This window comes from Alphaproteobacteria bacterium (genome assembly GCA_024244705.1).
In the GTDB taxonomy this organism is placed as follows: domain Bacteria; phylum Pseudomonadota; class Alphaproteobacteria; order JAAEOK01; family JAAEOK01; genus JAAEOK01.
The window spans coordinates 139,831-152,292 of sequence record JAAEOK010000085.1 but is presented as its reverse complement, the minus strand read 5'-3'; the positions used below and the strand labels follow the sequence as shown (position 1 = coordinate 152,292).

Below are 12,462 nucleotides of genomic sequence, written 5' to 3'. Positions count from 1 at the left end.
GGCCTCCGACCCGCTGTGGACAGGCCCGGTCAGATTCCTGTGGGTAGTTGCAATTGACTCTTCTGCAGAAGGGTGCGACGAGTCATTGTCCGATCCATGGAGAACTCGACTACCGAAACCAACATCACCGCCCTGCCCGGCAGCGAAACACGGGCCGCGAGCTATCGCACGCCGCCCCACAATTTCGAAGCCGAAATGGCGCTGTTGGGCGCGATTTTGGCCAACAACCGGTCCTATGAGCGGGTTTCCGAGTTCCTCCGTCCGGAGCATTTTGCCGACGACCGCCATGCGCGCATATACGAGGTCGCGGGCCGCCTGATTGACCGCGGACAAATCGCCGACCCGATTACCCTCAATGCCTTCTTCGATCAGGATACCTCCCTCGACGACATTGGCGGGGCCCAATATATCGCGCGATTGGCAACGTCCGCGGTCAGCATCATCAATGCGACCGACTACGCCCATACGATTCATGACCTGCATCTGCGCCGCGAGCTGATACAGCTCGGCGACGAAGTCGTGAACGGCGCCTATTCGGACGACGTCGATCTTCTCGCCATCTCGCAGATCGAGATCGCCGAGCAAAAACTCTACGATCTCGCCACCAAGGGCCATTACGAAGGCGGATTCCAGCCCTTCAAATCGTCCCTGACCGAAGCCGTCGACATGATGCAGGCGGCCTATCGTCGCGAAGGTCATGTCGTCGGCGTTTCGACGGGGCTGGCCGATCTCGACAAGAAACTCGGCGGGCTCCACCCATCCGATCTCGTTATCCTCGCCGGCCGGCCGTCGATGGGAAAGACGTCCTTGGCGACCAATATCGCCTTCAATGCCGCCCGCGATTTCCGCGAGGAAGAGGACGAGGATGGCAAGGTCCGCGTGGTCGACGGCGCGCTGGTTGGCTTCTTCTCCCTGGAAATGTCCGCCGAACAGCTGGCAACCCGGATTCTATCCGAGCGGTCTGGCGTCTCATCGGAGAAGATCCGCCGCGGGGAAATAGGCACCGAGGATTTCGACAAGGTCGTGCTCGCCAGCCAGGAACTCGAAACGATGCCTTTGTTCATCGACGACACACCGGCCTTGTCGGTGTCGGCGCTACGGACCCGCGCACGACGGCTCAAGCGTCGGCGCGGCCTCGGTCTGATCGTCGTCGACTATCTGCAATTGCTGAGACCCACCGCCGGAACGCGGCCGGAGAACCGGGTCCAGGAAATTTCCGATATCACGCGGGGCCTCAAAACGCTGGCCAAGGAGCTCAATGTTCCGGTCCTCGCGTTGTCCCAACTGTCCCGTGCCGTCGAACAGCGGGAAGACAAGCGGCCGCACCTTGCCGATCTTCGCGAATCGGGATCGATCGAACAGGATGCGGACGTCGTTATGTTCGTCTATCGCGAAGAGTATTATGAGCAGCAGCGCGAGCCGGATCCCGGCACCGACGCCCATTTCAAATGGCAGGAGAAGATGGCGCGAGTTCACAACATCGCCGAAATCATCATCGGCAAGCAACGCCACGGGCCGATCGGCACCGCCAAGCTGTATTTCCACAAGAACATCACCAAATTCGAAAACTTGGTTGAGGACGATCGGCTGCCGGATGACGGTCTCTAGGTCGAGGACGGGCTTTCGCGACAGCGCCGTTCTGACCATCGACCTCGACGCTATCGCCGCCAATTATCACACCCTGCGCAGCCGCCTAGCGGGCGGCATCTGCGCGGCGGTGGTTAAAGCGGACGCCTATGGCCTCGGCGCCGCGCGAATCGCGCCAGTCCTGCAGAACGCGGGCTGCCGTCACTTCTTCGTGGCGCTGCTGGACGAAGCCGTGGCACTGCGCGCGTTCTTGCCGCAGGCAGATATCTATGTCCTCAATGGCCTCTTGCCGGGCAGCGAGGCGACTTTTCACCGCCATCGGCTGGTGCCGGTGCTTAACGACCTCAGCCAGATCACGCGATGGCAGACCTATAGCCGGGAGCATGGGCCGCTGGGGGCTGCGATCCACATCGACACCGGCATGAACCGACTGGGTTTGTGTCCAGTGCAGACCGATCATTTGATCGCCGAGCCCGAACGCCTTGATGGTATCGATCTCCTCTACATCGTCAGCCATCTGGTCCGGGCGGAGGAAAACGACCATCCATTGAACCGGACGCAACTCGACACCCTGTCGACCGCGCTTGGGCGCCTACCCTCGGTGCCCGTCAGTTTCGCCAATTCTTCCGGCATGTTTCTCGCCTCGTCCTTCCACTTCGACCTCGCCCGTCCGGGGGCCGCCCTATATGGGGTCAATCCAACGCCGACGGCCGAGAATCCGATGCGCAACGCGGTCCGCCTCGAGGCGCCGATACTGCAGGTTCGTGACGTTGACAGCCCCATGACCGTTGGTTATGGTGCCACGCACAAGATCTCCAAAAGGGGAAAACTAGCAACAATTTCAGTTGGTTATGCGGATGGTTACCTGCGGTCTTTAAGCAGTCGGGGAACCTGCGTGGTCAACGGCGTGCGGGCGCCGGTCGTCGGCCGGGTGTCAATGGATCTGATCACCGTGGATGTCTCGAACGTTCAGTCACAAAGCATCAAAGCGGGGGACAAGGTTGAGGTGCTGGGGCCGGGTCACGACATTAACGATCTCGCGAACGAGGCCGGTACGATCGGGTATGAGATATTGACGTCATTGGGCCGGCGCTATCGACGCCGTTATGTCGGCGGCTGATCCATAATGCCGGTCCTGCAACCGATCGGTCACGCCGTACTGGTCTTTCTCGCGGCCATGGGGCGTATTTCCAATTTTGGCGCCCGCAGCGCCTTTCACTGCTTTCAGCCCCCGTTCTTCCCGCGCCTGATCGGTCAGCAGATGGTCGACATCGGCTTCTATTCTCTGCCCGTGGTTGGCCTTACGGCAATTTTCACTGGCATGGTGCTCGCGCTCCAGAGCTATACCGGATTTGCGCGCTTCAACGCCGAATCGGCGATCGCGACCGTGGTCGTGCTGTCGATGACCCGCGAGCTCGGACCGGTCCTGGCCGGGCTCATGGTCGCCGGTCGCATCGGCGCCGCGATCGCTGCCGAGATCGGCACAATGCGGGTCACCGAGCAGATCGACGCGCTGGCCACGCTCTCGACCAACCCGTTCAAATATCTCGTCGCGCCCCGGATTATCGCAGCCACCTTGATGCTGCCGGTGTTGGTCCTGATCGCCGACATCATTGGCGTGCTCGGCGGCTACCTGATCGGCGTTTACCAGCTTGATTTTAATGCCGCCAGCTATATCCGCCTGACCTGGGAATTTCTCGAGCCGATCGATGTCATCTCCGGCCTCACCAAGGCCGCAATCTTCGGATTTCTAATCGCGCTTATGGGCTGCTATCACGGCTATCATTCCGCCGGCGGCGCTCAAGGCGTCGGCCAGGCCACGACCAACGCCGTGGTCTCGGCTTCGATTCTCATTCTGGCGTTCAACTATCTGACAACCGCAATATTCTTCGGCATATGAGCGAGCCAACTCCCAAAATTTCAATTCGCGGATTGCACAAGTCGTTCGGGTCCAAACACGTTCTGCAAGGGCTCGACCTCGATGTCGCGACAGGCGAATCGGTGGTTGTGATCGGCGGCTCCGGCACTGGAAAGTCGGTGCTGCTGAAATGCATCCTCGGGCTCCTCGATCCCGAGGCCGGAAGCATCAAGGTGGATGGGGAAGAGGTCGTCGGCATGCGATCGCGGGACCACGACCGGGTCCGCGCCAAATTCGGCATGCTGTTTCAGGGTGCGGCGTTGTTCGATTCGCTGCCGGTTTGGGAAAACGTCGCGTTCGGTCTGATTCAAGGCCGAAGAATGGCTCGACCCGAAGCCAAATCCATCGCGCTCGAAAAATTGGCCTCCGTGGGATTGAACGCCGAAGTCGCCGAACTCGGCCCGGCCGAGTTGTCCGGCGGGATGAAAAAGCGCGTCGGTCTGGCCCGCGCCATTGCGGCCGACCCGGATATTATCTTTTTCGATGAACCGACCACCGGCCTCGACCCGATCATGGGCGATATCATCAACGACCTCATCGTCGAATGTTCGAAACAGCTCGGCGCCACGACCCTGTCGATCACCCACGACATGGCCAGCGCACGCAAGATCGCGGACCGTATCGCGATGCTCAATGACGGTCGGATCATCTGGAACGGACCTGTCAGCTCGATTGACGGATCCGGTAACGAATTCGTCGACCAATTCATTCACGGTCGCGCCGAAGGCCCGATCAAGATGTCGTTGCGCGGGTAGCCGCGATGTTACCATCCGGTCGAAGCCGATAGCGATGGCACGGCAGGTATCCCGCTTCGTTTGTCAGGAATGCGGCGCCTCCTATCGCAAATGGCAGGGTCGCTGCGATGAATGCGGCGAGTGGAATACAATCGTTGAAGAAACGGGTCGAGAGGTTGCGCCGCGCGGCGTCGGCGCGGCCAAGGGTCACCCGGTTCCCTTAACCACCCTGGATGGAGCGCCGGCCGAGGCCGACCGCCGCCACACCGGGATCGACGAGTTCGACCGGGTTTGCGGTGGCGGATTGGTAGCCGGGACGGCCGTCTTGGTCAGCGGCGACCCGGGGATCGGCAAATCGACGCTCTTGCTTCAGGTTCTCAGCGCCCTGTCGTCGACCGGCACCTGTATCTATTTTTCGGGAGAGGAAGCGGTCGATCAGATCCGCCTTCGGGCAAACCGGCTCGGTCTGGCCGATGCACCGGTCCAACTCGCTACCGCAACCAATATCCGGGATATCCTTACCACGCTCGAAATCGGCGCCGTCCCAATTGCGGTGGTCATCGATTCGATCCAAACCATGTATATCGACACCCTGGACTCGGCACCGGGGACCGTCGCGCAGGTGCGGACCTCGGCTCACGAACTGGTCCGGCTCGCCAAACGAATCGGCACCACCGTTTTTCTCGTCGGCCACGTGACCAAGGAGGGCATGATCGCCGGGCCGAGGGTGCTCGAACACATGGTCGACGCGGTGCTTCAATTCGAGGGAGAGCGCAGCCATCAATTTCGCCTGCTGCGCGCCATCAAGAACCGATTTGGCCCCACCGACGAAATCGGCGTGTTTGAAATGACCGACGGCGGACTGTCCGAAGTTGCCAATCCGTCGGCTTTGTTTCTTGCCGAACGCGAAGAGAATGTCAGTGGCGCCGCCGTGTTCGCCGCCATGGAAGGTACTCGCCCGGTCCTGGTCGAAATCCAGGCGCTGGTTGCACCGACCGCATTTGCAACGCCCCGTCGCGCGGTCGTTGGCTGGGACGGCGGCCGCCTCGCGATGGTCTTGGCGGTCCTGGAGACCCGTTGCGGGCTTGGCTTCGCATCCCGCGACGTCTATCTCAACGTCGCCGGGGGGATGCGCATTTCGGAGCCTGCGGCCGATTTGGCGGTCGCGGCGGCGTTGATTTCGGCGATATTCGATGTATCTGTCCCGACCTCCAGTGTCGTATTTGGCGAAATTGGCCTCGGCGGCGAGGTGCGTCGTGTCGGCCACGCCGAGGCGCGCCTGCGCGAAGCGGCAAAGCTCGGATTTGAGGCAGCGATCCTGCCGATGGCCAAAACGGCTAGCAAGACGAACCCCGATTTCGGCCTCTCAAAAACCGAAATTTCCCGCCTGCAAGAACTGGTCGAATTGCTGCGACCGGACTAGGATGTGCGCGTAATGGAGAATTGGCCCGTCAACCCCACGGATCTGGGCGTCGTCACGATAATCCTCATTTCAGGGTTGCTGGCCCTTGTGCGGGGATTTGTGAAGGAAATGCTGTCGGTCGGCGCATGGGTCGGCGCGGCCATCGCCGCCCTATACGCCTTCCCCTACGTTCAGCCCTATGCGCGGGATTTGATCTCGATCCCCTTCGCCGCCGACGCCAGCGCCGCGATTTCGGTGTTCCTCGTAACGCTGATCATACTATCCGCATTGACCCACTGGATCGCCAGACATGTGCGGCAAAGCCACTTCAGCCGTGTCGATCGCCTACTCGGCCTGGTTTTCGGGGTCGTCCGCGGCGCGGTGGTCATATGCCTGTTGTGGCTGCTGGTCGATTGGGCGGTTGAGCCCGCCAAGCAGCCGAAATGGATCACCGAGGCACGAAGCCTGCCCTTGATCCAGCAGGGCGGAATGATGTTGGCGCAACTTGTTCCCGAAGACGTCCGGGCGCGTGGGGCGGCGGCCATTGGCGACGCCGAGGACGCGGCGCGCGACGCGGTGAAATCCGAGGCCGGCCGGCGCCTCGAAGCCGGCTCTGGGTCCGACGAGGAACCGTCCGGATACGGAAACGAACAGCGCGACGACATGAACGAGCTTATCGAAAGCAACCAATAGCGAAGCACCGAAGCGGTGATTCTGACCATGCTTCCCTTTGACGATGACAAACTTCACGAGGAATGCGGCGTTTTTGGCATCTTTGGCCACGACGACTCGGCCGCGTTGACCGCGTTGGGGCTCCACGCGCTCCAGCATCGCGGCCAAGAGGCGGCCGGGATCGTCACGTTCGACGGCGAACACTTTCATACTCATCGGGCCCTGGGCCTGGTCGGCGACAGTTTCAGTTCGGAAGACGTCATCGAGAGGCTCCCTGGTGATTCCGCTGTCGGCCACAACCGCTATTCGACAGCGGGCGACACGGTATTGCGAAATGTCCAGCCGTTGTTCGCCGATTTCGAGTTCGGTGGGCTCGCCGTCGCACACAACGGCAACTTGACGAACGCCGTCGCATTGCGCACCGACCTGGTCAAGCGTGGCCATCTGTTCCAGTCGACCAGCGACACTGAGGTCATCATCCATCTCATAGCCACCAGCACCCGATCGAATTTGGTTAGCCGGTTTCAGGATGCGATGGCACAGATCGAAGGCGCCTACTCATTGGTTGCGCTCAGCCGCAAGAAGCTGATTGGAGTCCGCGACCCGCTCGGTGTCCGGCCGCTTGTGCTGGGGCAACTCGACAAGAGCTATATCCTGACCTCCGAAACCTGCGCGCTGGATATCATTGGTGCCACGTTCGTTCGCGACATCGAGCCCGGTGAAATCATTGTTCTCGATGCTGAAGGAGTCCATAGCTTCCATATGCCGGGGCACCAACCGCCGCGCTTCTGTATCTTTGAGTACGTCTATTTTGCCCGGCCCGACAGCTATTCCGAAGGGCTCAGCGTTTACGACGCGCGCAAACAGATTGGCGCCGAGCTCGCCCGCGAGGCGCCGGCGGACGCCGATCTCGTCGTGCCGGTACCGGATTCGGGAGTGCCGTCGGCGATCGGTTATGCCGCCGAGGCGGGCATCCCGTTCGAGCTCGGGATCATCCGCAATCACTATGTCGGCCGCACCTTTATCGAGCCGAGCGATCAGATTCGCCACCTGGGTGTCCGGCTCAAGCACAACACCAACGCGGCGATGCTCGCCGGAAAGCGGGTGATTCTCGTCGATGACAGCATCGTGAGGGGGACGACATCGCGAAAAATCGTCGAGATGGTGCGGCAGGCCGGTGCGGCTGAGGTTCATATGCGAATTTCGAGCCCGCCGACGACCAATTCCTGCTTTTATGGCATCGACACGCCGTCGCGCCAGGAGCTTCTCGCCGCCAACTACGATATCGAGGGCATGCGCACCCTGATCGGGGCCGACAGTTTGGCTTTCGTTACGATCGACGGGCTCTATCGCGCGATGGGCCTTTCGGGCCGCAACGCGTCGGCGCCGCAATATTGTGATGCCTGTTTCACCGGTGAATATCCGACACGATTGACCGATTGCGAGGGCGGCTCCAACAAGGCCCAGCTCTCGCTGCTCGAAGAATACGCCTAGCACCATGGCAGGCCAAACCGGAGCGTTGGCGGGGCGAATCGCCCTGGTGACCGGGGCGTCGCGCGGCATCGGCGCGGCGGTGGCCGAACGCTTCGCCGCCGAGGGTGCCCATCTCATCCTCGTCGCGCGCACCACGGGCGGCCTCGAAGAAGTCGACGACCGCATCCGGCGGAATGGGAATGAGGGCGCCACCCTGGTCCCGATCGACCTCACCGACTACGACAAGATCGATCAAATGGCGGCGGCGGTTTACGAGCGCTTCGGCCGGCTCGATGTCCTGGTCGGCAATGCCGGAACATTGGGGGTGCTTTCGCCGGTCGGCCATATCGACCCCGAAATATGGGACCGCACTTTCGCGCTCAATGTGACGGTCAATTGGCGCCTAATTCGCGATTTCGATCCCCTGCTCCGTCGCTCCGACGCCGGCCGTGCCATATTCGTCACGTCCGGTGCCGCCCGCGCCGCCTCTCCCTATTGGAGCGCCTATGCCGCCAGCAAGGCGGCACTCGAGGTCATGGTCCGATGCTATGCCGGGGAAACCGCCAATACCAACGTCAGGGTCAATATCCTCGACCCCGGTGTCGTCCGGACCGATATGCGGGCGACGGCCTTTCCCGGCGAAGACCCCGCGAGCCTGCCGCATCCGGAAACGATCACCGATGCTTTCGTCGCCCTTGCATCCGCGTCGTCGACCGACCACGGCGGCACGACTCAGGTGCAGTAATGGCGTTGAGAATTCAGGTATAGGGGTTCTTGCCCTTACGCAATGCGATCCGAATCGGCACGCCCTTCAGGTCGAAGTCCGCCCGCAGGGCATTGGTCAGGTAGCGAAGATAGGAATCCGGCAGCTCGCCAGGCTTGTTGGCGAAAACGGCGAAGGTTGGCGGTCGCGCCTTGACCTGGGTCATGTAACGGAGCCGAATCGGACGGCCAGCCGCCAGCGGTGGCGGATGGGTCTCGACCATGGCCTCGAGCCACCGGTTCAATGCCGCCGTCGGGACCCGCCGATTCCACGTCTCGTGGATTTCGAAGACCGCCGCCATCAAATGATCGAGCCCGCGCCCGGTCAGCGCTGAAACCGGCACCGCGGGGACATCTTTCACCTGAGGCAGCGATGTTTTCATGCGATCTCGGAGGGCCGCCAGGGCGGCATTCGCATCGGTCACCAGGTCCCATTTGTTTAGCGCGAGCACGAGCGCGCGCCCTTCGTCGGCGACCAATCGCGCGATCGTCAAATCCTGGCGCTCGAGCATCGTCCGCGCGTCGAGCACCAGAACCACGACCTCGGCGAATTGGACCGCGCGCAAGGTATCATCAACCGACATCTGTTCGAGCCGTTCGCTGACCCGCGCCTTACGGCGCATGCCGGCGGTATCGAAGAGACGGATCGCCCGATCCTGCCACTGCCAATCGATCGCTATGGCGTCTCGGGTGATTCCCGATTCCGGCCCGGTCAGGAGCCGTTCCTCGCCGATAAGACGGTTGATCAACGTCGATTTCCCGACATTGGGCCGGCCGGCGATCGCGAGCTGAAGCGGTCCGGTCCGCTCGACTTCGTCCAAATCAGCGGAATCCGCCTCCTCGCTGCGGTCGAACGGAACCAGCGCATCGATCAAGTCCGCGATCCCCAGACCGTGCTCCGCCGAGATGGCGATGGGATCGCCCATGCCCAGGCCGAACGCGTCCAGCACCCCAGATTGCGCCGCGGCGCCATCGCACTTGTTGACGATAAGGATTACAGGCTTGTCGCGGTCGCGCAGCCAAGCCGCGAAATGACGATCTATCGGTGTGACGCCGGCGCGGCCGTCGATGACGAACAGAACAACGTCCGAGGCGGCGACCGCATCGGCCGTGTGTCGTGCCGCCCGGCCCTCCAAGGTTGCATCGGCGGCATCTTCCAGGCCGGCGGTATCGAACACGGTGAATTGGAGGCCGCCAATGCCGCCCTCGCCGTCACGGCGGTCCCGCGTCACCCCGGGTGTATCATCGACGATGGCTTGGCGGCGTCCGACTAGGCGATTGAATAGGGTCGACTTGCCGACATTCGGCCTGCCGACAATGGCGACGGTGAAAGACATCGGTCACCGATAGGCGATAAGTTCGGCGTCTTCGGTCAGGAAATAAATCGTACCGTCGGCGACCACCGGCGACATCGCCACACCGTCATCGAGCTCCACCGTTCCGAGGAGTTCCGCCGTGTAGGGAGAAAACGCCGCCATGATTTCATTGTTGCCGGCGACGATGAGGCGGTCACCGGCAAGCACCGGACCACTCCACATTATCGGACCCGTGCGATCCTCGGGATCATCGTAAAGCGGCAGCGGCCGCACCCATCTGATGCCGCCGTTTCGCCGCGCGATCGCGACCAATTCCGCGTTGTTGGTCAGCACGAAAATGAAATCGCCGGCGACCCACGGCGTCTCGATGCCGCCGAAATCCTGCTCCCAGACCCTGCCACCGGTGCGCAGGTCGATTGCCACCATCCGGCCACTATGACCAATGACGTAGACCTGATTGTCATAGATCACCGGCTGCCCGCGAATCGTCGACAGCGATGAAATCGCATCAACACGGCGCAACGACACCAAGGCGTCGTTCCACACCGTCCGCCCGGTATCGATCCGAAACGCAAATATCTCGCCCGACGGGTAAACGGCGATCAGTGTGTTGCCGTCCGCTGCCGGGCTGGCATAGCCAAGGATGGATGCCAACTCGGTGATCCCGGCGTGGGACCACATTTCGCGTCCGTCGGTGGCATCGAGGGCCTGCAGCTGGCTGTCGATGGTGACCGCGAATACCCGACCGGCATAAACCGTCGGCGCCGCGCGAATCGGGCCCCGCATGCGAACGCGCCAAATCTCGCCGCCGGTCGCCGCGTCAAGCGCGATGGATTCGGCGGCGCCTGTGGTCACATAAAGGCGGCCCTGGTCGAAGGCGATGCCACCGCCCAGATTGCCTTCCTCTTCCTCTTCCGGAAGGACTTCGACCGACCAGATCTCGGCCCCGGTTGTCGCGTCGAAGGCGGCCACCATAGCCTCGGAATCGATGGTGTAGATCCGGCCATCGCCGATGATCGGCGCTGCCATCAAGCGGTCCTCGCCGCCCGTTCCCTCGCCGATGCTGACCTCCCACTCCCGCTGCGGCAGCTCGCTCGACGCGAGGTGATGCATGGCGTGGCTCGGTACGCCACCGGCCTGAGCCCAGCTCACGTTCTTGACCGGCGGCGGTATCTGGACATCGAGATCGGCCAGCGAGCGGTCCTGCTGGATTTTCGTATCGAGCACCATGACGGGAATTCGCTCGCCGACGAGCGGTTCATCGTCGTCGCCGGTTCCGAGAAGATCCTGAAAGTCGACGCATCCCGTCACGGCAAGGCCGAGGCCGAGCACGACGGTGACCCGCCACAAGAAGGCGCTCATCGCCATGCCCCTATCCACCGAGCGTGGCCAATATTTCGGTGGCCCGGGCGCGGAGGCCAATCGGCGCGGTATCGTCGTCGGATAAGGCCGTCAACAGGTCACGGGCCCGCCCGGTTTCGCCGGTTCGTATCGCCAACAGGGCGATCAACTCCTGGGCGCTATACCGCCACGGGCTCGTCTCCGCGGTCAGCGGCTGCAGACGGGCGGTCAAGGCGACCGGATCGCCGCTGTCGAGGGTGTTGAGCGCCAGCAACAGAACCGTGAGATCGCGGAATATGGGGTCGGTCGACGGATCGTCGGCGACCCGCTCGAGGATCGCCACCGAGGTCTCGGTATCGCCGGCGCGGGCGCGGGCCTCCGCTTCCTGCAGCCGGGCCAGCACCGCATAGCCATCGCCGGCGGATTCGGCCAATTCGGCGAAGGCCGTCGCCGCCGTCCCATCATCGCCTTGTTCGAAGGCGTCGAGCGCCACCGCGAAGGCTTCGCCCGCCGCTTCGCCCTGGCTGATCTGGTATTGGCGCCAGCCGGTGGATACGGCGATGGCAAGCACGACAAAGACCGCTATGCCGATCGCAATCCCGCCGTACTTTTTCCACAGCTTGGCGTAGCGTTCGTGACGAAGGTCTTCGTCGACTTCTTGGAAAATGTCGGCCATTCGATGATTCCCGGAGCGCCCGCTGGGGTCGGAGCGGCGTAAAATAGCCCGCCGTTTCGCTAAACGCAAACACCGCCTCGGGTTTCCGAATGGTTTTGACGGTAATCGCCAAATCCTTCTGGCCGTTGAATTATCGGCGCTGGACAGCCCTTCCAAAATGGGGGACGATTGGTCATGGAAATGTCACCGAAAGGAGCGTCCTGCCAATGGGACAGGTGCTGAGCATCGCGGACTTCAAAGCCCGTCCACAGGTTGTTTTTTTCGACCGCCGCGAGCTCAGTAAACTCCTCAATGTTTATAGTCGACGGGTCATCAGTGGAGAATGGCGCGACTACGCGATCGATCATGATGGTCGCCGGGCGGTGTTTTCGGTGTTCCGCAACAGCGCCGAGATGCCCGTCTTCTCCGTCGCCAAGGAAGCCCGCGGCGCGCGCGAAACGCCGCGCTACGTGGTGACCCGTGGTCCGTGCCAGGTTAGCCGCGCGGGGACGATCGACGAGGCCATCGTCGCTCTCGAGCGCCAGCTTCGCTCGGTTTCGCCGGCGCGCCGCGCTTAGAACGCAAAACTAATCCGCAGAACT

Annotated in this window: 12 protein-coding genes; 9 read left to right on the top strand and 3 right to left on the bottom strand. The window is 62.2% G+C overall.

What is annotated here, in order from left to right; translation table 11 throughout:
- The first annotated feature begins 96 nt into the window (after nucleotides 1-96).
- Genes GY791_16605 through GY791_16570 form a run of 8 tightly spaced genes read left to right on the top strand, consistent with a single transcriptional unit; the run spans nucleotide 97 to nucleotide 8,531 of the window.
- Nucleotides 97-1,608, top strand: coding sequence for a replicative DNA helicase (locus GY791_16605; GenBank protein MCP4330048.1), 1,512 nt, complete (start codon nucleotides 97-99; stop codon nucleotides 1,606-1,608).
- On the top strand, nucleotides 1,595-2,707 hold the full coding sequence (alr, locus tag GY791_16600; protein MCP4330047.1) for an alanine racemase: 1,113 nt from the start codon (nucleotides 1,595-1,597) through the stop codon (nucleotides 2,705-2,707). The genes GY791_16605 and alr overlap by 14 nt, the downstream gene beginning before the upstream one ends.
- Before the next feature lie 6 nt (nucleotides 2,708-2,713).
- Nucleotides 2,714-3,487, top strand: a complete 774-nt coding sequence (locus GY791_16595) for an ABC transporter permease (GenBank protein MCP4330046.1) — start codon at nucleotides 2,714-2,716, stop codon at nucleotides 3,485-3,487.
- The gene (locus GY791_16590) at nucleotides 3,484-4,260 is read left to right on the top strand and encodes an ATP-binding cassette domain-containing protein (GenBank protein MCP4330045.1); all 777 of its coding nucleotides are present in this window, start codon (nucleotides 3,484-3,486) and stop codon (nucleotides 4,258-4,260) included. Before GY791_16595 ends, GY791_16590 begins: the two co-directional genes overlap by 4 nt.
- Nucleotides 4,261-4,294: 34 nt before the next feature.
- Complete coding sequence (radA, locus tag GY791_16585) at nucleotides 4,295-5,662, top strand: DNA repair protein RadA (protein ID MCP4330044.1); 1,368 nt, start codon at nucleotides 4,295-4,297, stop codon at nucleotides 5,660-5,662.
- 12 nt (nucleotides 5,663-5,674) lie between these two features.
- Nucleotides 5,675-6,334 (top strand): CvpA family protein, encoded by a 660-nt coding sequence (locus GY791_16580; GenBank protein MCP4330043.1) that lies wholly within the window; start codon nucleotides 5,675-5,677, stop codon nucleotides 6,332-6,334.
- An 18-nt stretch (nucleotides 6,335-6,352) separates the two neighbouring features.
- On the top strand, nucleotides 6,353-7,807 hold the full coding sequence (locus GY791_16575) for an amidophosphoribosyltransferase (protein MCP4330042.1): 1,455 nt from the start codon (nucleotides 6,353-6,355) through the stop codon (nucleotides 7,805-7,807).
- 4 nt (nucleotides 7,808-7,811) lie between these two features.
- Entirely contained in the window at nucleotides 7,812-8,531 is a 720-nt protein-coding gene (locus tag GY791_16570; GenBank protein ID MCP4330041.1) for an SDR family NAD(P)-dependent oxidoreductase, read from the top strand.
- Nucleotides 8,532-8,544: 13 nt separating this feature from the next.
- Here the strand turns inward: GY791_16570 and GY791_16565 are convergent, their stop codons facing one another.
- The 3 genes from GY791_16565 to GY791_16555 are packed head-to-tail and all read right to left on the bottom strand — an operon-like array spanning nucleotide 8,545 to nucleotide 11,881.
- Nucleotides 8,545-9,885: a ribosome biogenesis GTPase Der gene (locus GY791_16565; protein MCP4330040.1), complete on the bottom strand. Its 1,341-nt coding sequence runs from the start codon at nucleotides 9,883-9,885 to the stop codon at nucleotides 8,545-8,547.
- Between the two features lie 3 nt (nucleotides 9,886-9,888).
- Entirely contained in the window at nucleotides 9,889-11,232 is a 1,344-nt protein-coding gene (locus GY791_16560; protein ID MCP4330039.1) for a PQQ-binding-like beta-propeller repeat protein, read from the bottom strand.
- A 4-nt stretch (nucleotides 11,233-11,236) separates the two neighbouring features.
- A complete protein-coding gene (locus tag GY791_16555) occupies nucleotides 11,237-11,881 on the bottom strand; it encodes a tetratricopeptide repeat protein (GenBank protein MCP4330038.1) in 645 nt (214 codons plus the stop codon).
- A 206-nt stretch (nucleotides 11,882-12,087) separates the two neighbouring features.
- Between GY791_16555 and GY791_16550 the strand changes: the two genes are divergently transcribed.
- On the top strand, nucleotides 12,088-12,438 hold the full coding sequence (locus GY791_16550; GenBank protein ID MCP4330037.1) for a DUF2794 domain-containing protein: 351 nt from the start codon (nucleotides 12,088-12,090) through the stop codon (nucleotides 12,436-12,438).
- The last annotated feature ends 24 nt before the right edge of the window (nucleotides 12,439-12,462 follow it).